This window comes from Prolinoborus fasciculus, assembly GCF_056724605.1.
The window spans coordinates 1-22,686 of sequence record NZ_JBWZQN010000018.1; the positions used below are offsets into that span (position 1 = coordinate 1).

General features: G+C 43.9%; 19 protein-coding genes and 1 other RNA gene. 10 read left to right on the plus strand and 10 right to left on the minus strand.

From position 1 onward, the window contains the following. Positions 1-125: transposase domain-containing protein (locus AC1P5O_RS06105; RefSeq protein WP_032044563.1), on the plus strand; the 125-nt coding region annotated here is incomplete at its 5' end. 314 nt (positions 126-439) lie between these two features. On the opposite strand, the gene AC1P5O_RS06110 is transcribed toward AC1P5O_RS06105, so the two are convergent. From AC1P5O_RS06110 to ssrA, 3 genes are all read right to left on the minus strand, one after another. Beyond that, the gene (locus AC1P5O_RS06110; protein WP_086044081.1) at positions 440-2,818 is read right to left on the minus strand and encodes a hypothetical protein; all 2,379 of its coding nucleotides are present in this window, start codon (positions 2,816-2,818) and stop codon (positions 440-442) included. A gap of 230 nt (positions 2,819-3,048) precedes the next feature. Beyond that, complete coding sequence (locus AC1P5O_RS06115; RefSeq protein ID WP_262457522.1) at positions 3,049-4,182, minus strand: tyrosine-type recombinase/integrase; 1,134 nt, start codon at positions 4,180-4,182, stop codon at positions 3,049-3,051. Positions 4,183-4,364: 182 nt separating this feature from the next. After that, positions 4,365-4,723, minus strand: a transfer-messenger RNA (tmRNA) gene (ssrA, locus tag AC1P5O_RS06120). 130 nt (positions 4,724-4,853) lie between these two features. On the opposite strand from ssrA, the gene glpK reads away from it, so the two are divergent. Then, positions 4,854-6,338, plus strand: coding sequence for a glycerol kinase GlpK (glpK, locus tag AC1P5O_RS06125; RefSeq protein ID WP_004730545.1), 1,485 nt, complete (start codon positions 4,854-4,856; stop codon positions 6,336-6,338). A gap of 78 nt (positions 6,339-6,416) precedes the next feature. Here glpK and AC1P5O_RS06130 read toward each other — a convergent pair whose 3' ends face one another. After that, positions 6,417-6,914 (minus strand): thioesterase family protein, encoded by a 498-nt coding sequence (locus tag AC1P5O_RS06130; protein ID WP_004730546.1) that lies wholly within the window; start codon positions 6,912-6,914, stop codon positions 6,417-6,419. Positions 6,915-7,019: 105 nt separating this feature from the next. On the opposite strand from AC1P5O_RS06130, the gene hemB reads away from it, so the two are divergent. Both hemB and thiO read left to right on the plus strand, forming a co-directional pair. Beyond that, positions 7,020-8,033, plus strand: coding sequence for a porphobilinogen synthase (gene hemB / locus AC1P5O_RS06135; protein WP_004646145.1), 1,014 nt, complete (start codon positions 7,020-7,022; stop codon positions 8,031-8,033). Positions 8,034-8,048: 15 nt separating this feature from the next. Continuing rightward, entirely contained in the window at positions 8,049-9,173 is a 1,125-nt protein-coding gene (thiO, locus tag AC1P5O_RS06140; protein WP_004730549.1) for a glycine oxidase ThiO, read from the plus strand. Here the strand turns inward: thiO and AC1P5O_RS06145 are convergent. After that, entirely contained in the window at positions 9,162-10,067 is a 906-nt protein-coding gene (locus tag AC1P5O_RS06145) for a TIGR01777 family oxidoreductase (RefSeq protein WP_086044083.1), read from the minus strand. The two genes, thiO and AC1P5O_RS06145, sit on opposite strands and share 12 nt — an antisense overlap. 155 nt (positions 10,068-10,222) lie before the next feature. Continuing rightward, a complete protein-coding gene (locus AC1P5O_RS06150) occupies positions 10,223-10,687 on the minus strand; it encodes an ABZJ_00895 family protein (RefSeq protein WP_499005888.1) in 465 nt (154 codons plus the stop codon). 467 nt (positions 10,688-11,154) lie between these two features. Here AC1P5O_RS06150 and AC1P5O_RS06155 point away from each other — a divergent pair, with 467 nt between their 5' ends. From AC1P5O_RS06155 to AC1P5O_RS06165, 3 genes are read left to right on the plus strand one after another with little or no spacing between them, the layout of a single operon-like run. Next, on the plus strand, positions 11,155-12,408 hold the full coding sequence (locus AC1P5O_RS06155) for an exonuclease SbcCD subunit D (protein WP_004730554.1): 1,254 nt from the start codon (positions 11,155-11,157) through the stop codon (positions 12,406-12,408). 8 nt (positions 12,409-12,416) lie between these two features. Then, positions 12,417-16,022: an AAA family ATPase gene (locus tag AC1P5O_RS06160; RefSeq protein WP_004730556.1), complete on the plus strand. Its 3,606-nt coding sequence runs from the start codon at positions 12,417-12,419 to the stop codon at positions 16,020-16,022. Positions 16,023-16,024: 2 nt separating this feature from the next. Further along, positions 16,025-17,134, plus strand: coding sequence for an acyltransferase family protein (locus AC1P5O_RS06165; protein WP_004730558.1), 1,110 nt, complete (start codon positions 16,025-16,027; stop codon positions 17,132-17,134). Positions 17,135-17,165: 31 nt separating this feature from the next. Here AC1P5O_RS06165 and AC1P5O_RS06170 read toward each other — a convergent pair whose 3' ends face one another. Continuing rightward, the gene (locus tag AC1P5O_RS06170; protein ID WP_499005890.1) at positions 17,166-17,879 is read right to left on the minus strand and encodes a pyridoxal phosphate-binding protein; all 714 of its coding nucleotides are present in this window, start codon (positions 17,877-17,879) and stop codon (positions 17,166-17,168) included. Positions 17,880-17,978: 99 nt separating this feature from the next. On the opposite strand from AC1P5O_RS06170, the gene AC1P5O_RS06175 reads away from it, so the two are divergent. Both AC1P5O_RS06175 and AC1P5O_RS06180 read left to right on the plus strand, forming a co-directional pair. Beyond that, positions 17,979-19,016 carry a type IV pilus twitching motility protein PilT gene (locus AC1P5O_RS06175; protein ID WP_004279279.1) on the plus strand — a complete coding sequence of 346 codons (1,038 nt, stop codon included), beginning with the start codon at positions 17,979-17,981 and terminating at the stop codon, positions 19,014-19,016. Positions 19,017-19,046: 30 nt separating this feature from the next. After that, positions 19,047-20,168: a PilT/PilU family type 4a pilus ATPase gene (locus tag AC1P5O_RS06180; protein WP_004279277.1), complete on the plus strand. Its 1,122-nt coding sequence runs from the start codon at positions 19,047-19,049 to the stop codon at positions 20,166-20,168. A gap of 69 nt (positions 20,169-20,237) precedes the next feature. Here AC1P5O_RS06180 and fur read toward each other — a convergent pair whose 3' ends face one another. Beyond that, positions 20,238-20,675 (minus strand): ferric iron uptake transcriptional regulator, encoded by a 438-nt coding sequence (fur, locus tag AC1P5O_RS06185; RefSeq protein WP_004646136.1) that lies wholly within the window; start codon positions 20,673-20,675, stop codon positions 20,238-20,240. 124 nt (positions 20,676-20,799) lie between these two features. Here fur and AC1P5O_RS06190 point away from each other — a divergent pair, with 124 nt between their 5' ends. Then, entirely contained in the window at positions 20,800-21,186 is a 387-nt protein-coding gene (locus AC1P5O_RS06190; protein WP_247166014.1) for an outer membrane protein assembly factor BamE, read from the plus strand. A gap of 100 nt (positions 21,187-21,286) precedes the next feature. Here the strand turns inward: AC1P5O_RS06190 and AC1P5O_RS06195 are convergent, their stop codons facing one another. Both AC1P5O_RS06195 and AC1P5O_RS06200 read right to left on the minus strand, forming a co-directional pair. Further along, complete coding sequence (locus tag AC1P5O_RS06195; RefSeq protein WP_499005891.1) at positions 21,287-21,607, minus strand: RnfH family protein; 321 nt, start codon at positions 21,605-21,607, stop codon at positions 21,287-21,289. Positions 21,608-21,618: 11 nt separating this feature from the next. After that, the gene (locus AC1P5O_RS06200; RefSeq protein ID WP_499005892.1) at positions 21,619-22,683 is read right to left on the minus strand and encodes a hypothetical protein; all 1,065 of its coding nucleotides are present in this window, start codon (positions 22,681-22,683) and stop codon (positions 21,619-21,621) included. Positions 22,684-22,686: the final 3 nt, after the last annotated feature.

Here is a 22,686-nt window from a genome sequence, read left to right on the forward strand (position 1 = left end):
CAGCAAAGCTGAATGGCTTGGATCCGTATGCCTATTTAAGTGATGTGCTGAAAAGGCTGCCGACACATAAAGTGACCCAGATTGAAGAGTTACTGCCACACTGCTGGAAACCTAAATCGAATTAAAATTGGTATGGGATTCAGCGGACGCTTACTGATCAAGTGTTAGCACATATCTAATGACGATTTCATTCTGTCGAAGTTACAAACCAACAGGTCAATTCAGCCAAGGAGTCCATTCATTTTTACTTTATCTATCTGTTATTGTTATAGATATAAATGTAATATTTATTGGTAGTTATATTATCTATAATAATAGAAAAAACCGCCTTATTGTATGAACAACCAACATAGCCTAGCCGCATAATCCAACTTTCAAACTCTCGACAAGGCTATTAGATTTTAAGATTTGTTAATTACGATAGTTAAGTCATAAAGTTCTATTTGCGCTTCTTGTAGACCTTTATTCCTTTTACAACTTTTTTTTGGGAAATTGGTGTAAGTGTAAAATATTGAAATCTATGGCTTACTTCATAAAACCACTTATACACCATTTCATTTGTGGTCTCTTTAACTGGCTGTAAATTATTAAAATTGATAATTTCCCATTGTGTTGGAATTTCTTGTATACCAACTTTTGCAATGTCATCCTCACAGTTCTGATTATATCTATCAAATACAGCTTCTAATTTTGAAAAATACTTCTGCTTAAAAGTATGCCCTAAAATTTCTGAGGACTGGTCATACTCGACATAGTGTGTGTCTAATGAAAATAAAATCTTAAATTGATACTCTCTTTCCCCAATATCCACATTTTGAAAAACACACCAATGGCCTAGATAAGCATAGATTTTTGACCCTTCTGATTTTTTCAGTAAATCAATTGCATTACGGACTTCAGAATCTATGGCTCCAAAATTTTCAACAAAATTAGAACATTTCACTTTAAATCTGATAAAAATATGTGTCCCATCAAAGCCTTTATGTTCAGACCAGTAATTTATATAAGACCGATAAGCTTTTTTACTTTGAGCTTGCTGGGAAGTTAATGTTGCTTGAACTATGCTGTTTTTATTTTTTACTATCAGCATACTTTTTATGTAGTTACATCGATTCAAGGATCCATACCCTTTTTTCAGTAACTCTGGAGCACTCTCTAGAAGCTCCCCCAAATCGTTTAATAAGATATAACGAATATTTTCTATTAGTTGTGATCTTTCCTCATAAGGGGATACGACCTGTGTATGAAACCTATCTCTATTGATTAAAATTGATTTGATAGCAACATAAAGGGTTAAGACTCTAATACTAAATATAAAGCCATATTTAGCAAAAATTGCACTTAAACCATCAAAATGTGTTTTTAGATCAACAAATTCAAAGAACAATTCATATAGCTGATTAAGGTCTGTTCCTACAGATCTAGTCCCTCCGTGCGCTGGCTGAGAAATACCTTGCCTCCATTCTCCTACAATATAGACGAACATCTCTGTTTTCATGAGAAAATCGAACGACTCATTTGCAAAGTCTGCTGGATAAGTTCTTTGCAAATCATTTGCCAAAAAACCATAACAGGTTTCAATTTCCTCTAATTTTTTTTTCACCATTTGAGTCAGAGTGAACTTTTTAGCGATCGTACTGAAAAAATTTATTGTGCTACTTTTAGGCTTTTTTACAACCTTACGCTTTGTCTTGAAGCTTTTTGTATTAAATGGAATCAGTTCGTTTTTAGGATCAGGATAGTAATGTGCATTACCACCAGGTAACTCTTTGCCTGCAACCATGACCTTAAATAAATTAGTCTGATTCGCCATGTAATTCAGTGTAAATCGTACAAAATTAGTATAGCGCGCAGAATCTTTCCTCAACATTCCCTCGGTCACAAGATTAGACCATTGATGATTTTCTACACGTTGCACATAAGGATGAGTAATTGTAATTTGACCTGGGTATGAACTATTTCTTTCATAATCTGTCAGCTCATTAAAGGTGCTATACCAAACTTTCTGAATTTGAGACGCCATCATTGATAAGGTGATGTGATCTTTATTCTTGAAGATGAAAATTCCAAAAACATTAAAGGTTGAATTCACGCCATATTCTATTTTGTTAAAATTGGTGAGCAACCCGTCTACGTGATCTAATTTTTTCAAAAATTTTTGTAAGTGTTTTTCACAGCGTTCTCTCGCATGTTGTAATGATTCAATAGAAAGACCAAGTACAAAAGAAGGTTTAGGATCTACATACAGCAAGTTTAAGCTTATAAACTTTAATGACTTTGAATATTTAAAACACGCATCCAATCGTTCTTTAAAATGACCAATACAATCATCCATATTGACCAAAAAATCATCTGTTACAAAAATATGCTGGCGGATGAAGCTAGATGATTTTGTATCAATATTTTCTCTCGGAAAGTTACCTTTAATAAGTTGGCTTAAGTAATGATCGATTTTTTGTCGAAAAACATCTGGATACAGAATTTGAGCTGGTAGAAAGAGAGCACCATTCAAAAGTGAGCCCAGAGGTATCTCAGATCTACATTCTAAATTGCCCCTCGGAACACCAACACTATTGTAAATAGAATCTAGTAGTTGGTTTTCAAACTGATTGGAAATATCTTCCCCATAGGCTTTTAATAAGCTAAACTCGTAAAGACACTGAAGCATTTGCCACCGTGAATTTGACAGTGGCAATCTGTTTTCACATTGAAAATTCGAATCACTATAATAAAAATCACTTTTCCTGATTCTCCTCCAAAATCTAAAAATCTCAGAAATTTCCTTAATCCGTTGTTGGCAACTAATCTGCTGAATCACTACTATTCCCCCAAAAATAAATTAAAACCTATATCGCTTTATTACCAATCTTATTTTCAATTTAAGACCCTATCTTCACTCTATCAAATTTTATTTTTAAACACACCCTAACCATCAGAAATTTAAATTTCATCTTTGCTTAATTCACCAATAAGTGTCTAAAAGACATCATTCAAACGTAAAAAAACGGACATCATGTGTCCGTTTTTTCAGCTAATAGTATTGTTTGCTTAAAGCCATTCTTTAACCTTTTCCCCATACCACTCCATCAACCCTACCCTCTCATCCCAGTATTGCGCTCGGTTATATGCAGAGCGAATTCTATTCTGAGGTACATGAGCAGGCTGACGTTCAATTGCATCAGGATTGAATAAATTTGATTCATTAAGCACAGTACTGAATAAAGATCTAAAACCATGTGTGGTCATCCGACCTGCATAGCCCGAACGCTTGATTACGGCCAAAATAGACTCGCTACGCATAGGTTCTTTGTTATTTAAACGATGTGGAAATAGCAGTTCCTGATTATGAGTAAGTCTCAAAGCCTGAAGCTCAGCAATCATCATGTCCGTCAACGGCACACGATGCGGAAGTCGATTCTTCATACGCTCTTCAGGGATATCCCACTTACGTCCTTCTAGATCAAATTCTTCCCAGCGTGCTTGCAGCAACTCACTAACCCGAACGCCTGTCAGCATGATCAGAATAATGGCATGATGCGTTTGAGCATCACTTGGGTAAGCTCTTACCTTTCTTAAAAATTCAGGCATTTCAGAGGCCGAAAGCGAAGCCAGGTTTTTGACTCGTTTATTCTTGAGGGCATAAACTAAATCACCTGCCGGATTGTCATAGCGGTATCCATGGGCAATAGCGTATTTCATGACCATCCCGCAACGAGATAAGGTACGTTTTGCAATTTCAAGTGAGCCTCTTGCCTCAATCTTCTTAATGATTTGCAGAATCTCAGGAGCCTGAATCTGATTAATACGCTTATTAGCAAGAGCAATATAAAGCTCATCCAATGAAGCTCGTACATTACTAATATGTTTGGATGACCAGGTTTCTTTTTGATTATTGAACCAATCTTCTGCAACTTCTTTGAAATAGGGCTTTAAGTCTTCATGCAATACTGAACGTGAGTATCGATGCTTAAGCTCGTATGCAAGTTCCCTTGCCTTTTTTAAACTTAAATCCGGATATGGGCCAAGCGATTCAGACTTACGTTCACCATGGACAGTGACGCGCACATTCCAATATTTTTGACCTTTGGTGGTAATGATTAGAGATAAACCATGTGAATCTGAAAGACGATACTGTTTGTCTTTCGGCTGTGCTTTTCTGCATTCAGTATCTGTAAGTGGCATGTCGATTACCCATAATTGATGTATTAATTTCTGGGTAAATTTTCCCAATATTTACCCACAAAGAGCAAATATGGGGTCAAATGAGATCAGACAATATCGGACAAACAGGCATAAAAAAAAGCCTCTAAACGTTGAGTTTAAAGGCTTTTTTAGATTCCGACGGATTACTTCGGAAAGAATTTTGGTGGAGGTGGCGGGAGTTGAACCCGCGTCCGCCAGCACTACGCTCGAGAATACTACATGCTTAGATATCGTCTATTGTTTTAACTCTTTGTGACCCGACGAACAGGGTACAAATCGCGATCCTCTTAATTTAGTACAAAGCCCCGAGGCTTGGCTTTATACGGACTTGTGTGCGTGCGCTTCAGTCGGACTCTCTAACCACAAGTATTCGGAGAGGCGGACAAGCTGCCCTTAGGCAGCTAGAGCGTATGATTCGTCGTTTGCGACTAAAAAATGCAAATTTGATTTACGAGAGAAAATGCGCTCTCGGCATGCATCTATGAGTTTCATCACCAGCGTCGAAGCCAGAAACACCCCCAAAGTACAGAGTAATCATAACATAAATGTCAAAAATTACGATGTATTTTCTGAACATTTACACAACTTGATGCGTTTAATTACATTATTGCGCTAATATTTTACTTTTCAAGCCAAATAACAGAAAAATTATGAGCTATTTACTGGCACTAGATCAGGGAACTACGTCAAGTCGGGCCATTATTTTTAATGAACATGGACAAGTTCAGGCAACGGCTCAACGTGAAACGCATATCCACACCCCACATTCGGGCTGGGTGGAACAGGATGCTCAAGAAATCTGGAGCTCACAGATTGCCGTGGTACAACAAGCTTTGGCGACTGCAGGTATTCTGGCAAAAGATATTAAAGCCCTTGGCCTGACTAACCAGCGCGAAACGACCGTAGTCTGGGATCGTAGAAACGGCAAACCGCTCGCTCCGGCAATCGTCTGGCAGGACCGTCGTACATCTGACTGGTGTAACCGGCTGATTGAACAAGGCCTGATGTCCAAAATTCAGCAAAAAACCGGCCTACGGATTGATCCTTATTTTAGTGCGGGAAAACTGGTCTGGTTTTTAGAGCATGTCGAGGGGGTACGGGCACTTGCTGAACAGGGCCATGTGGCATTTGGCACTATCGATAGCTGGCTGATCTGGAATCTGACCCAAGGTGCAGAGCACGTCATTGAAGCCAGTAACGCTTCTCGTACCATGTTAATGAATCTGCAGCAACAATCGTGGGATGAAGAGCTACTCGAGCTGTTTAATATCCCGGTTTCGGTCTTACCGAAAATTATCTCTTCTGACTGTTATGTCGCTGACACGGCTTCTGGCTTACTGGGGGCCAATATTCCCATTACCGGAATTTTGGGGGATCAGCAGTCTGCACTGTTTGGCCAGTCCTGTTTTGAGGTGGGCAGTGCTAAAAACACCTATGGTACTGGCTGCTTTATGCTGTTCAATACCGGATATAACATTCAGCTTAGCCAGAACAAGCTGCTTTCTACTCTCGCCTGGCAAGCCCAGGGCCAAACTACCTATGCGCTCGAAGGCAGCGTATTTATGGCTGGTGCTGTAGTGCAATGGTTACGCGATGGCCTCGGAATTATTCAAAAAAGCAGTGATGTGGAAAAACTGGCGCATCAGGTCGAGCATAGTGACGGCGTGGTTCTGGTTCCCGCATTTACCGGACTGGGCGCGCCGCATTGGGATAGTGAAGCACGTGCCTTACTCTGTGGCATGTCACGCGGTACGACCAAAGCGCATATCGCTCGTGCCGCATTAGAATCAATCGCCTTTCAGGTATCGGATGTGCTCAGTGCGATGCAATCTGATATTGCACATCCTCTTAAAGAACTGCGGGTTGATGGTGGTGCCAGCAGCAATGACATGCTGATGCAATTTCAGGCCGATATTCTGAATGTACCGGTACTGCGTCCGAAAATGCTGGAAGCTACTGCTTGGGGCGCGGCCGCTATGGCCGGATTAAAAGCTGGCGTATTTTCAAACCTGGATGAAATTTCCCAGTCCTGGCAGCTGGACCGTGCTTTTGAACCCAAAATGCAAAATGACGAAAGAGAAATGCATTTAGCCAAATGGCAAAATGCCTTGAAACGGGCTAAATCTGATCTCTAAATCCTCTAGGTTCATATTTGATCATCATAAAAAAGCACTGTTAAACAGTGCTTTTAACTCCCTCAGTTCACGATTTCATTAATAGGCATAAGAAGCAATCGCTGTTGCAATCGCCTTATCTTCATCATTGACCATGGTCATGCGCATGGTGCAGCCCTTACGCCCCAAACGTAAGGTTTCTGCACGCGCGATAAAATATTTGCCACGTCCAGGCGCCAGATAATCCACCCGCATATCCACTGTCGCCAGACGCGATACATTTTTAATAGTCTCGGCAATGGTTTCCGGTTCGGCTTTTTTATATAACTCCCCCATCGCCACAATTCCGCCGACACTGTCGAGCACCGTGGCGGCAAGACCGCCATGCAGAATCTGGAACGCGACATTGCCAATCATGAAGTCCTGCATTTCCACATAAGCCTCAATCTGGCCCTCGACCACGCGCATGCTCATGCCATTGTGCTTAAAAAAAGGAGAGCTGTTAAAAGCATGTACCAGTTGATTTAAGACCACATCAATATCCACTTTCGAGCCCAGATGTATATTACCCGTCCAGTTTCTCTCTGTCTTACTCATCACTCTGCCCGAATCCACCACAATAAAAAACCGCTAATTTATGCCCAAAAATTTGAGTTAGGGCTACAATAGAGGCCTAGTTTAATACTGATTACTGAGATTTTTATGACTTATACGTTCAATCGTCCCGCGTTTCCTGCAACTCGCATGCGTCGTATTCGTAAAAATGAACATTTACGTTCGATGGTTCGTGAAACCCATCTCGCGGCAGATCATCTCATTTATCCAGTATTTGTCCTGCCAGGACAAAACCAGACCCAAGATATTCCAAGTATGCCGAATATCCAGCGCCTGTCAGCGGACTTGTTGTTAAAAAAATCAGAACGTCTACTGGAACTCGGTGTCAATAAACTGGCGCTATTTCCGGTCACCCCACAAGAAGATAAAAGCCTGACTGCAGAAGCTGCGTGGCGTGAAGATGGTCTGGTACAAAACACCTTGCGTTTATTGAAAAAAGAACTGCCAGAAATGGTGCTGATTACTGACGGCGCATTAGACCCGTATACCACACATGGTCAGGATGGCATTATTGATGAGAACGGTTATGTCTTAAATGATGAAACGGTCGAGTGCCTGATTAAACAGGGCTTGAGCCATGCCGAAGCCGGTGCAGATGTGTTTGCTCCAAGTGATATGATGGATGGCCGGATCGGTGCGATTCGTCAGGCCTTTGAGCAAAATGGTCATATCTATACCTCCATCATGGCCTATTCAGCCAAATATGCATCAAGTTTCTATGGCCCGTTCCGTGATGCAGTTGGTTCTGCCAGTAACTTAAAAGGCGGTAATAAATACAATTACCAGATGGATGTCGGTAACCGTGCTGAAGCCCTGCATGAAATTGCGCTGGATATTCAGGAAGGTGCAGACATGGTGATTGTTAAACCGGGCATGCCTTATCTGGATATCGTCCGCGAAGTCAAAGACACTTTTGGCGTACCAACCTTTGTCTATCAGGTCAGTGGCGAATACGCGATGCTGGCTGCGGCAATTCAAAATGGCTGGTTATCTGATAGCGTCATTTTAGAATCATTGATGAGCTGTCGTCGTGCCGGTGCAGATGGTATCTGGACCTATTTTGCTGAAGAAGCTGCGCTTAAACTGAAAGACATGAAGTAAAAGGATTTCGGCGCAATGCATATTGCCATTGTCGGCGCTGGCATCACCGGTTTGATGTCGGCGCTGGAACTTCTTGAACAGGGATGTTCTGTTACCCTTTTTGATCAACAGGCCGCCGGACAGGCTGCATCCTGGGCTGGAGGAGGAATCCTTTCCCCGATGTATCCGTGGCGTTATCCCGCTGCTGTAAATGCTCTGGCTCGACATGCCAAACCCATGTATCAGGACTGGAATCAAAAACTGCAACCTTTCACTGGCATCGATTTCCAGATTCATGAAACAGGTATGCTGATTTTTGATGAATCCGATTTTGAAATCGGTTTAAGTTATGCCAAAACACATCAGGATCCGCAGCAACAGGCAGAATTGCTTGATCAGGCTAAACTGCAACAGATCAATCCAAGAATTAATCAGAGCAAATTCAAGCAGGCGATTTATTTCCCTGAACTGGCGAATATCCGTAATCCACGGTTATTACAGTCGATCATTCACTATTTGAAGCAGCATCCTCGTGTCACCTGGCAAGAAGACTGTAAAATCACTCGGCTCAATATTCAGCAAGGCTGTGTAAAAAGTATCTCAGATGAACATAGCCAGGTTTTTCAGGCAGATCAATATGTGTTCACAACCGGAGCATGGTCACAACACTGGTCACAGCAACTTGGTTTGGAAATTCCGGTACAGCCGGTTCAGGGCCAGATGCTGCTGTTTAAAACGCCAGAAAACTGGCTGCCGACCATGTGCATGCATAAGGTGATGTACCTGATTCCACGTCAGGATGGACATGTTTTATGTGGTTCCAGTATGCGTCAGGTCGGTTTTGACACCTCGCCTTCTAGCGAAATCCGGCAGGATATTTTACAGGCGTGTATCGAGATGGTACCGGAACTGGCAGATTTTCCGCTGGTCAAGCAATGGGCCGGATTAAGACCCAGCTCACCCGATGGTATTCCCTATATTGGCAAAATTCCCAAGCTACACAATGCCTGGGCCAATTTTGGACATTTCCGGAATGGTTTATGCATGGGGCCGGCATCAGGCAAACTACTCGCTCAACTCATCCTTAAACAAATGCCAATCGTTGATCCAGCTCCTTATGATCCTGTCCGTTTATTAGAGCCCAGTCGTTTAGTGCTTTAGGATATTATCCAGTGCTTCTTTCAGAGTTGGATAATGAAACTGGAATCCAGCCTCCTGCAAGGCTTTGGACTGTACATACTGACCGTTTAAGACCAGTTGTGACTGTTCTCCCAGCATCATTTTCAGACTGCATGCGGGTAGTGGAAGTAAGGGTTTGCGCTTCAGAATCTGGGCCGCAGTTCGTGCAAACTGGGCCTGACTACTTTTTTCTGGCGCGACCACATTAAAGATCTGCTCGGCTGTATCCTCAAGTATCAAGAATTCAATCGCACGCAGCACATCCCCTAGATGCACCCAAGTCACTGGCTGGCGTCCATGACCAATCCGTCCGAACAGATTCAATTTAATCGGCAATAGCATCTGCGGAAGAATCCCGCCACCTTTACCAAACACCACCGCAAAGCGAACAATCTTGGTGTTCTGGTTAGTATAGGATAAAGCCAGCTGCTCCCACTTCGCACAAAGTTCAGACATAAAAATATCTTGTGGCGGACTTTGCTCCGTGCAGACCTGTTCCCAGCGCTCATTGGGGTCAATGCCATAATAGCCAACGGCCGATGTTGAAATAATCCGTTTCGGTCTAAGCTGATTTTTTTCTAAATAATCAAATAAATGTCTGGTGGTATCTAAACGGCTATTCAGCAACTTCTTTTTCCGCGCTGCCGTCCAGCGGCCCTGACCAATGCTTTCGCCAGCCAGATTCACCACATAATCAATCTGATGCTGTTTTAATTCTTCCAGTTGATTGATCCAATGGAAGTCCGGATGTAGTTCAGGTTTATTTTTCTGACGTGTCAGGCCAATCACCCGATAATCCCCTTCCAGTAAAAAATGCACGAGATGACTGCCAATAAAACCACTCGCTCCCGTCAACAGCACTACAGGTTTATACATTCGTCATTCTTCGCCTTATTATTTTCTTGATTTAAATTATACGCCACTCATCTTTAGCTTTTTAAACCGAGAAGATCTTTGTAGTGGAGAATTTGTATCTTTCATCATTCAATCAATTTATGAAGATCAGTCGTCACACAATGATTCATCTATACTCACTGAGGTGGATGGCCAAACATTTTCTCTGCCATACGCTGGGCCTGCTTGCCATAAAACCAGTAGGTCAGCAGATACAGCGGAATTGCGATCATCAGGAACATGATCAGCACAATACTCATAAATTGTGGCTGCTGTAGATACAACAGAAAGTCCTGCCAGGCATTCGGATTGGAACGGATGGCGATAACAATACCGAGCAAGAGAAATAATAAATTATAGCCCCAGTAAATCAGGCTAAACCCGAGGGTGAATTTTTTACGCTCTGCTTGGGTCGGGGCACGTTTTTGCTGTTTTAAAAATTTAAAAAGCACCCAAATCATGGCTACCAGATACGGAACAATCGTCAAGACTGCACCCATGCCCATCGGCAGCAAGGCTGCGAGTACACCGCAAATACAGGTAAAAATAAAACATATAACGAAAAACCAGATAAAATAACGACTTAGCGGCAACATATGCATGACTCAGTGATCTTCAACAAGCTAGTATAAAAAAAATCAGGTTTTTTTTCATTTTATTGTCAACCATCCACTAAAGGGTGACGTTATATAGGGTACAAGGTACAAAAATTTGGACTGGCATCCACGAATTTTTGCTGACCTTTAGAGCTAAAGCAATAAGTCCAGTGTACAGGGAAATTTTGAATAGCAGCCAAAATCTTCATGTAACACAAATTTGACCGACGATTTCATCATCACTCGAATCGTCGGTTTTTATTTTTTTAAATTCCTATTTTTTTAAAGCCTGATGGATTGCAGGACTTTTCTATATCCGATGATTTAGTTGTAATCCTTTGCTTATTTTCATACTGATCAAAATAAATTCAGCTTAAACATCACCAACAATTCGCTGAAATATCGTTTTACAAGTAGATTTTTACCTGTGCTTTTTCCTATAGTAGCAAGGCAGATATCTTGGGGTTCATTACATGGCAGTTCATTTTCTTCACACTTCCGATTGGCATCTGGGACAATTTTTCCATAACCATGACCGTGAATTTGAACATGCGCAGTTTTTGACTTGGCTACTTGAGCAAATTAAAGCAAAGCAACCGCATGCCCTGATGATTGCCGGCGATATTTTTGATGTGATCAATCCTGCGTCCAGTGCGCAAAGACAGCTGTACCAGTTTCTGGCCGATGCCCATGACCTGGCGCCACATATGCAGACCCTGATGATTGCAGGCAATCATGATTCCGGTTACCGGATTGAGCAGGTTGAACCCTTGCTGGCCAAATTCAATGCCAAAGCAGTGGGAATAGTAGGCCGCACGGCAGAAAATAACCTGAACCTGGATCGTCTGCTGATTCCTATTTATGATCAGGATAAAAATATCATTGCCTGGTGTCTGACCCTGCCCTATTTACGCAGTGCCGAAATTACCGGACTGAATGAACATACCAGCAATAACCAGAACGCGATCAGTTATCTGCATCAACAACTGATTGCCGAAGCAAAAGCCCGCAAACAGCCACATCAGGCACTGATTTTAATGTCACATGCGCACATGCAAGGTGGTGAGACCTCGGACTCTGAACGTCCGATTATCGTCGGCAATGAAGAGGCCCTGTCGACGGCGCTGTTTGATGATGTGATTGATTATGTCGCGCTCGGGCATTTGCATAAACCACAAAAAGTCGGTCAGCCACATATTCGCTATAGTGGCTCTCCGATTCCGCTGTCATTTAGTGAGATTAATTATAAGCATCAAATAGTGGAAGTCAGGATTGATCCCGAACAAAACCCGGAAAACCGCTTTCAGTACGATGCCTTAAGCATTCCGCGTACTGTCGAGCTGTTCCGCATTCGTGAAAAGCTGGAAAATTTAATCACTACAATTCAGGCCTTGCCTGCCGGAGAAATCGAGCAGCTTTCTGCACGGCATTTTCTGGAGGTGGAATACACGACCGATGCGCCGCCTCCGGTAGATCTGCGTCAGCAAATAGAACAGGCCCTACCTGCTAACCGTTACCGACTGCTGCGCATCAGCCGGATTTACCAGCAACAGGTCGACCTTAGTTCAAGCCAGTCTAAAATTGATCTGGCACCCCCTACTCCGGAATCGCTATTTTTCAATATCTGGAAAAAAATGGGCTATGAGCAGGATCACTCGGTACAACGGGATTTTCAGGAATTACTGAATGAAGCCCAACACGAACTTGCACAAAAACAACAAGCCTAGGATCGGCCATGAAAATTTTACGTCTAAGTCTTCATAATCTGGCCTCCCTCACCGGCACCCATCATATTGATTTTGAATCGAGTCCTTTGGCTCATGCCGGCCTGATTGCCATCACCGGCAAAACTGGTGCCGGAAAATCTACCCTGCTCGATGCCATGTGCCTGGCGCTTTACAATGAAATTCCACGTTTAAAAGGTGCGACAGGCAGCTTGAAAGATGCTGGCGGTCAGGATGTTTCCATCAAGGATTCCAAGAATATTCTGCGCCGTGGCTGCGTGCATGGTTTTGCCGAACTGGAATTTATTGCACTCGACAGCAAACGCTATATGGCACGCTGGGAAATTAAACGGGCACGCCAGAAAGTCGATGGCAATCTAAAAGTAGACCGCTACGTCAAATGTCTGGATGACGACACGACACTGACGCAAAAAATATCGGAAGTCACCCCGCTCATTGAAAAACTGGTGGGCTTAAGTTTTGAGCAGTTTACCCGCGCAGTGTTGCTCGCACAGTCGGAAGTCGGCGCATTTTTAAAAGCCAAAGATAATGAGCGTGCAGATTTACTGGAATATCTCACCAATTCGCAGATTTTCAGTCTAGTTAGTCAGAAAGCCGCGGAGAAATTCAGCGAAGTCAAAAACAAGCGCAACGATCTGGAAAAGCTGATCGGGCATATTGAAATTCTGTCTGAAGAAGACATCAGCGCTTTACAACAGCAGCAGAACTCTTTGTCTTTGCAACTTCAGAATTTGCAGCAATCAGAAAAACTGCTAGAAAATGAGAAACAATGGCATCTGGACCGACATAAACTCTATGCAGAAGTCCATGCCAAAAAAGAAGTCTACGAAGTACAGCAAGATGCAGTAAATAAATCTGCAGGACAGCAACAGCTACTGGAGCAGCTGGATGAATTCCAGTCGATTCGGGATCAGTTTGTGAGTCGTACCCGTCTAGCCCCTCAAAAAGAGCAGATTCAGCACCAGCACACCCAATTTACGCTGGAATTTGAAACGCTCAAACAGAGCTTTGTAGCAGAAGAAGCCAAACTTACAGCCTTACAACAACAGCAGCACCAGTTTCAGCAACACTTGGCAGACCTGAAACCGCATCTGGAGGCAGGTTTAAGGCTGGATCATGCAATTGATACGGTATCAGAGCGGTACAAAAAACTGCATGCAGAGCAAAGCCAGTTTCAAATCCTTCGTCTACAGCCTTTAGAAGAACAACTGCGACAGCAACAACAGACTTTGAATCAGCTACAAGCTCGGCAAGAAAAGGTTGCACAACAATTGGCTGAATCTGGCTTTTTAAATGTGTTCGATCTGGAGCCGCAAAGTACCTTGCAACGCATACAAGACTTTATGCGTCAGTATCAGCAACTGCAGCAACAGAATCCGGACAGCCTGAAGCAGCCTTTACCTGAACTGGAAAAAACCGTTACAGTACTTTCAGGAAATCTGAACCAGTGGATACAACAGCATCATAGTCTGGAACAGCTAGAAGAGCATCTCAAAACCATTCAGGAAATGCGTCAGCAACGCCAAGCGGAACAGCGTCAGCTCGACCTGCTGCAACAGCAGGTACAACAAATCGTTCAACAATCACAAGAATTTGAACAACTGCAATCTGCTGTAAATAGCCAACAGCAGCAACTAAAAATGCAGCAAGAGGCCGAACAGGCACTACATCAGCAGATTCAGGCTGAACAACAGGCCTATGAACACCTGGAACAAATACTTGCCCAGCAACGTTTATTGCATGCGCAAAGTGTGCAGGATCTTCGTGGCCAGTTAAAACCGGATGAGCCATGCATGGTCTGTGGAAGCCCAGCCCATCCTTTTGTCGATGCCGTCCATGAACATCTGGAACAGAGCCTGAACCAGCTACAGGAGCAACAGTTACGGCAGGCAAAACAGCAGCTCGATCAGCAACTGCAATCTCAGCAGCAGCAACGCATTGAAATGTCTAAAGCACAAACAGTAATTGAGCAACAGCAACAGCGTTGCCAGATCCTGCAAAACCAGATTCAACAATCCTCTGCTGACTGTAAATCTCAACTACTTAAACTGGAAGTGGTTACCGAGCAGCACAATGATCTTCCTACATTCATCCAGTTACTGGCGAATCACACTCAAAGTCTGGTCCAGCAGCTAGAACTATCACAACAGCAGGAACAACAGCTCCAGCAACAATTACAACAATGGCGTCAACAACAACAGCAATTGCACCAATTACAACTGGCTCTACAGCAACGTCAGCAACTCGACCAGCTGATACACCCAGTTTTAAGCATACTGCCCGAGCAGTACCAGTCGCAGCCACCTATGCTCTGCTTACCTCAGTTGCAACGACAAGTAGAGCACCGCATGCAGCACTTGGCAGTACAAAAGCAGCTGGAATCTGACCTGCATCAACAGCAGCAGATATTGGAAAAGAGCCAGTATCAACTACAATTGGAACAGCAAAATTTTGCTCAATTGAGCCAGTCTGTAGAGCAGTTGATTCAGCAAGGCAAAGACCTGCGTCAACAACTGGCTGAACTGACCCAAGAACATGCAGGACAAGTCTACCGTGTCGCTGCAGAATGGCGCGATGCACTAGAGCTACAAGCCAAGACCTTAGAGCAGACTTTAGAACAACAGCGTCAATGCACGGCGCAGGCCGAAAAACAGTGGCATCAAACCCACTTAAAACTGCAAGAATTTATCAGCCAACTTCAGCAGATCGATCAGCAATTGGCTCAATATCAGCAAGATATTCAGGCATGGCAAGCAGCACATCCTCAAGTGACGGCAGCTCAAATTGAACAATGGCTCAGTATTGATCTGAGCAACCATCAACGCATTCGTCAGAATCTGGCCAACCAGAAACAGGCACTCGAAAATGCCAGAACAGCCTGGCAATTACTTGAAGAACAATATCAGGCCCATTTAAAACTACAGCCAGAACATGAATTTGAGGAAATTGAACAAAAACTTGGCATGCTGCATCAGGAAAAAATAATGCAGCAGGAAGTGCTCAATGAAACTGATGCCAAACTGCGTATGAATGCCAATAATCAAAACACCTATGCCAAATATCAGCAGCAAATTGAGCAGATCAAAGCCGAAGAATACCGTTGGGGTCGTATTTACGACCTGATCGGACATAAGGAAGGTACCAAATTCCAGAAAATTGCCCAGGAACATCATCTGGATATTCTGGTGGAATATGCAAATCAGCAGTTGCAACCGTTGGCACCCCGCTATCAGTTACACCGTATTCCGGATAGCCTGAGTCTGGCGATTGTTGATCTGGACATGAATAGTGAAGTCCGCCCTGTGCTGTCCCTATCGGGGGGTGAAACCTTCCTGGTTTCATTGGCTTTGGCTTTGGCGATTGCCAATATGGCCTCCGGCTCCATGAAACTGGAATCACTGTTTATTGATGAAGGTTTTGGTACGCTAGATCCTGCTTCGTTACATATGGTGATGAATGCACTGGATCATTTACAAAGTCAGGGTCGTAAAGTTGTATTAATCTCGCATGTGCAGGAAATGCATGAACGTATTCCGGTACAGATTCAGGTCAAGCCTGTTGGTGCAGGCGCCAGTACCATTCAGATTATAGGTTAACGATGAGTCACCCTGCCCCGAACATGCTCTCGCCCTATTTCAGTCTACAGCTTGAGAGCCTGCGGGGTATCAGTGCCATTGTAGTGTTGTTCAGTCATTGCTTTCAGGCATTTATTGCGCCTTTCGATACCAGTCTGTATTCATGGGTACGCCTGCTCGGTCAGGCCGCGGTCATGATTTTCTTTGCTTTAAGTGGCTATCTGATCGGCTATTCGATTCAGCACAACATTCATCAGCATGGTCAATTTAATCTGCGCCGTTATGCCCGACAGCGTGGCCGCAGAATTTTACCGCCCTTCCTGTTTACCATGGGGTTGACGCTGGTTTTATATCTGCTTGCTCCACTATTATTTACTAGCCACACGCATGCTTTTCAACACAGTTTTGGCATGATGATCCGGACTGACTATAGTATAGACATGATTGAGTTTGTTGGTTCGCTGCTATTTTTGAATGGCTTTGTGATGCCAACGGTTTCAGCCAATGCTGCACTCTGGAGCCTGAGCTATGAAGTGTGGTTTTATGTGCTGGCCGGATTCCTACCTTTTTTAAAAAATTCGGAAATCGCCAAAATCGGATTTTTTATGGTTCTGGCTATACTGTCATTACTGAACATCCAGTTTTTTATTTATTTTCTGGTCTGGCTTAGTGCCTTTGCCTGTTCATTTCGATATATCCAGCTACGTTTTTTAAACCGCTTACAATCGGTCAAATTAGCCCTAGTCGGCTTGGCATTTCTAATCGCCTGTTTTGATGCTTACCAGTTTCAGCTGATTGATGAGGCCCAGCAATACCGTGCTGCGAATTTTGCCCCTTTTAATTTCTGTGTGGGTTTGGCCTTTAGCTGCTGGCTGGTACAGCTCCAGCATCAACGTAGTCACTACCATCCGTTCTGGGTTCAATCCGCAGACTTTTCCTATACCTTGTATGTGACCCATTTCCCCTTACTTTTATTTATTTTGGGCTGTATTCCGGCAACTTTGGCCTATGGTCTGGGCGGAGCAGTTTTAGCCTTGCTTGCGAGCATGTGCAGCTTAATAGTTTTTGCCTGGTTAATGGCCAAATGGCTCGAACCAGCCAGAAAAAAAGCGTTATCCAATACCCTGCGATAACACTTTGCTGCAAAAAACTGACATTAGTAGTTTATACATCTTTTTTAGGCCGTGCGCCAAACAAGGCCGTACCAACACGAACCATGGTAGAACCCGCAGCAATCGCTTCGGTCATATCCCCAGACATGCCCATACTTAAAGTATCCCAGTCTTCAGGGTGTACATGCTGAACTTTGACTGCATCAAATAAAACTTTGGCATCAGCAAAGGCTTGAGGATTATTCGGTGCTGGAATCACCATCAGGCCACGTAAACGCACATTCGGCAGTTGGCTGATCTGTGCCACCAAATCTGCAACCTCATCTGGACAGCAACCATCTTTGGTATCCTGACCATCAATATTCACCTGAATACAGATATTCAGTGCAGGCTGATCATCTCCACGTTGATTTGATAAACGCTCGGCGATAATCAGACGATCCACCCCATGCACCCAAGCAAAATTTTCTGCCAGATGCTTGGTTTTGTTACGCTGCACATGTCCAATAAAATGCCATTCAATGTCCAGCTCTTTCAGTGCCGTGATTTTTTCCAGTGCTTCCTGCAAATAGTTTTCACCAAAAGCACGTTGCCCTGCCTGATACATATCTGCCAGCACGCTACTCGGCTGGGTCTTGGAAACGGCAAGCAGTTGCACCGCATCTGCTTCGCGGCCGGCCTGAATACAGGCAGTTTCAATTTGCACTAAGACCTGATTTCGTGACTGTTGCAACATATTCATTGACGGGGTTCTCATTTCATTCATCTTTTTTTCCCTTGCCCATGAACTAAGTGTTGGTTAAGCTGTGGGAAAGCCTTATTATTCTATCAAAATAATTAACATTTTAATGAACTCGGGGACCTTATGGATATCACAGAATTGTTGGCATTTTCTGCTAAAAATGGTGCGTCGGATTTACACTTGTCTGCGGGCTTACCGCCAATGATTCGTGTCGATGGGGAAGTTCGTCGCATCAACCTGCCAGCATTAGAACACAAAGAAGTGCATAAACTCGTTTATGACATCATGAACGATAAACAGCGTCGTGATTTTGAAGAAAATCTGGAAACTGACTTCTCTTTTGAAGTGCCTGGCGTGGCGCGTTTCCGTGTCAACGCATTTAACCAGAACCGCGGTGCCGGTGCGGTATTCCGTACCATTCCCTCTAAAGTCCTGACCCTTGAAGATCTGGGCATGGGACAAATTTTTAAAGACATCTGTGAATATCCACGTGGTCTGGTACTGGTGACAGGTCCTACCGGTTCGGGTAAATCAACCACCTTGGCGGCGATGCTGGATTATATTAATGACAACCGCTATGACCATATTCTGACCGTCGAAGATCCGATCGAATTTGTGCATCAGTCCAAGAAATGTCTGATTAACCAGCGTGAAGTGCATCGTGATACGCATGGCTTTAATGAAGCATTACGTTCTGCATTACGTGAAGACCCGGACATTATTCTGGTCGGTGAGATGCGTGACCTTGAAACCATTCGTCTGGCTTTAACTGCGGCAGAAACGGGTCACCTTGTTTTCGGCACCCTGCATACCACCTCAGCGGCCAAAACCATTGACCGTGTGATCGACGTATTCCCTGCTGAAGAAAAAGACATGGTACGCGCCATGTTGTCTGAATCCCTACAAGCCGTAGTTTCACAGGCCCTGCTCAAGAAAAATGGCGGTGGGCGTGTCGCAGCGCATGAAATCATGATCGGTATTCCTGCGATCCGTAACCTGATCCGTGAAAACAAAGTCGCACAAATGTACTCGGCAATTCAGACCGGTGCCAACTACGGCATGACCACGCTGGATCAGACCCTGAAAACACTGGTGTCCAAAGGTTTGATCAGCCCGCAAGTTGCACGTACTGCAGCCAAACAGCCAGAAGCATTTTTATAAAAAAATTGAATTGTATTGGGGTTTATATACATGGATTTTAACGGCTTACTTGATTATATGGTGGAGAAAAAAGCATCGGATCTGTTCATTACTGCCGATGTCGAACCGTCCATCAAGATTAATGGTCAGATTTTACCGATTGGCTCAGTAAAATTACCCGGTGCGGCAGTAGGACAACTGCTCCATTCCATCATGACCGAAAAGCAGCGTAAAGAATTTGCTGACAGTCGTGAATGTAACTTTGCCATCAGCACGCCGGATAAAAGTGCCCGCTTCCGTGTCAGTGCTTTTCAGCAACGCGATCAACCGGGGATGGTTTTGCGTCGGATTGAAACCGTCATTCCGACCATGGATGAACTCAAGTTACCGCCCATTTTAAAAGAACTGGCGATGACCAAACGTGGCATCATTATTTTTGTCGGGGCAACGGGTACCGGTAAATCAACCTCGCTGGCGTCTTTGGTCGGTTATCGCAATGAAAATTCCAAAGGTCATATCATTACCATTGAAGATCCGATCGAATTTATTCACCAGCATAAGGGCTGTATTATCACCCAGCGCGAAGTCGGCATTGATACAGATTCATTTGAAATCGCTCTGAAAAACACCTTGCGTCAGGCACCGGATGTAATTCTGATTGGTGAGATCCGTTCACGTGAAACCATGGATTATGCGATTGCCTTTGCCGAAACCGGTCATCTGGTCTTTGCTACCCTGCACGCTAACAACGCTAACCAGGCGATTGACCGGATTATCCATTTCTTCGAAGCAGACCGGCATAATCAGCTGTTTATGGACTTGTCCCTAAACATGAAAGCGATTGTGGCACAGCAACTGATTCCAACCATCGATGGCAATGGTCGCCGCGCTGCCATTGAGATTCTAATTAACTCGCCACTGATTGCCGACTTGATTCGTAAAGGTGATGTGCATGAGATCAAGGATCTGATGAAGCGTTCCCGTGAACTGGGCATGCAGACCTTCGATCAGGCGCTGTATGATCTGTATAAAGCCAAACAGATCAGCTATAAAGATGCACTGAAACATGCGGATTCACCCAACGACCTGCGTTTGCAAATCAAACTGTCAGAAGAAGGTGGCAGCCATTTATTGCGTGCACATTCCAATATCACCTTTGACGGTCAGTCCTGATCAGATTGAGCGCATAAAAAAACAGGCTTCCCATGAAGCCTGTTTTTTTTGTTTGAACCAGCGCTCAAATTATTTTTTACGGAACACTTCCTGACATGCAGTCGCATCACAATAGCCATACAGATTCAGTGAGTGACCGGTTAATTCAAAACCAAATTTTTCAGCAACGTCATGCTGCTCTTTTTCAATCGTGTCATTAATAAATTCAACAACTTTGCTGCAATTTAAACATACCAGGTGATCGTGGTGATCTTCCTGCATAATTTCAAAAACTGAATGATTATTTTCAAAATTATGACGTTCGATGATGCCCGCTGCTTCAAATTGCGTTAACACACGATACACAGTTGCTAAACCTACATCTTCGCCCTGATCGAGTAAAGTCTTGTAAATATCTTCCGCACTTAAATGATGTTGTTTTGAATTTTCTAGTAATTCTAATATTTTAATTCGTGGAAGGGTAACTTTCAGTCCAGCTTTTCGTAAATCTTGGTTTGAAATAGTCATGTAAAAAGGTCTCTCAACAAAATCAAAGTTGGAATATGCAACAAAGTTTAGATGCAGTATGATCTATCCTTGGATCAAATGCATCATAATTAATTTGGGATAGTTTAGCAAAATGCAAAAAATCATGTTGACGTTATTCGTCACTTCATTGCTCGTCGGCTGTTCGACATTAGGTGTTTATAAAGTAGATATTCCACAAGGAACCCCTTTAACCCAAGCACAAGCCGCTAAAATTCAGGTGGGAATGAGCCATCAACAGGTGCGTTTCTTACTCGGCAGTCCAACAGTAAGCGATCCACTGAATCCTTTACGTTGGGACTACATCTATAACTATACCCCAGGAACCTACGCTAAAAAAGCCAAGATCCCGGCAGCCCAAGGCCAGCATTTGAAAATCTACTTTAACCAGTCTGGTATCGTGGAACGTGTTGAAGGTCTGGAGACGATTCCAGAATCTCAACCCGGCTTACCAGGATCAAAAGAAGCGATTTTAAATGCTCCTCCACTATAGTCGGTTTCTCATGAAAAAGCCCCTGAATCATCAGGGGCTTTTTTAATTAAGCTGATTGATTGAGCAGATCATTGAAACTACTGCTCATTCAAACCGCTTTCTATTCGGAAGATGGTTTCAGCTTTCTTAAAAGATTGCCTCTGGCATAACGACCCACAGGATTTTTCTCGGCGCGTTTACGTCGGATATCTTTAGGATTGATGGTCAGTGCTCGGTAAATTTCTACCCGATCCCCTGCTGCCAGTGGCTGCTGATGATCTTGCAAACGCACGCCAAAAATGCCCAAAGATAAGGGTTCAGGCAATTCGACCTGCTCACGTATTCCACTTTGCTCAATCGCATCCAGTGCCGTCATGCCAGGCTGAAATGACACGGCTAGATGAAATTGTTTTTCTGGCGTCGCATATGCCACCCAAATCATCGCCTCACTCATCAGACGAATTGTCCTAAGACAGCAATGATTGCCAGAATAATCCCAACCGGCAACACTACACGCACTGCAATACGCCAGATGTTATAAAACGCTTCAGAGCTGAAATTCATTGATTTACGCAAATGACTGATCTTCATGATCCAGCCAGCAAATAATGCATAGATCAAACAAATCAATAAGCCCCAGACGAGCAAGACCACATTGAAAATTGGGCTTAGATTTGGAATAGCCCAGATCAGCGTGACCGCCACCACAATTGCCCATTGAATTGCAGGATGAAGCTGGCGTTGCTGTAATTGTTCACGTGCCATTTGCAGAATTAATGCGGCAGCTGCCACCATTGCTGCGACCAGAGTAAATGCAGGAATTTGTGCTTGTACGGCAAAGAAAGTAAATGCAATGACAGCAACTAGCTGCGCAATCCAGATCGGCAATACCGTCTTGCTGGCGACATCCTGTTGTTGTACAGCGCTCAGGCTAGATTGCCAGTACAAGCCCATGCCCAGACCACTTGCGACCAAAGCCAATACGGTGGCATTGCCCCATTCCGAGAACTCGACTGGTGTGACTTGCCATGCAGGTAGCGCAGTTCCCATCACATTGGCCAGAACCAGAGACGCCAGCACACCAATCGCTGTAACCACTAATAAAATTTGACGTGGCAGTAGTGACAAGGCTAAAGCAGCTATCGCCAATCCGATCAACAAAAGGTTCGGTGCAAGATCAATTGCAGCAACCGCCAGAACATTGCTGGCATTGTTCAGCATGGCACCGGCCAAAAACGGAATAAAAATCACACTTAACCAGCCAACAATACGCCATTTCTGTGACGCATCCGCTTCACGGGTCAGCGTCGACAGCGCCTGTAATGGCGTTGTTTTGGAGCGCTTGGCCAAAGCAATTTCCAAGTAGCAGACTGGAAGCGCCAGAATCAGCATGGTGGCTAACCAGAGCATCCAGAAATCCAGCTGACGATCAATCTGTATACCGGTTATCGGTGCGAGCGTCGCGATGATAATAAACGATAAACAGAAAGCCATCAGCGGCGATAACCATTTTGACATAGC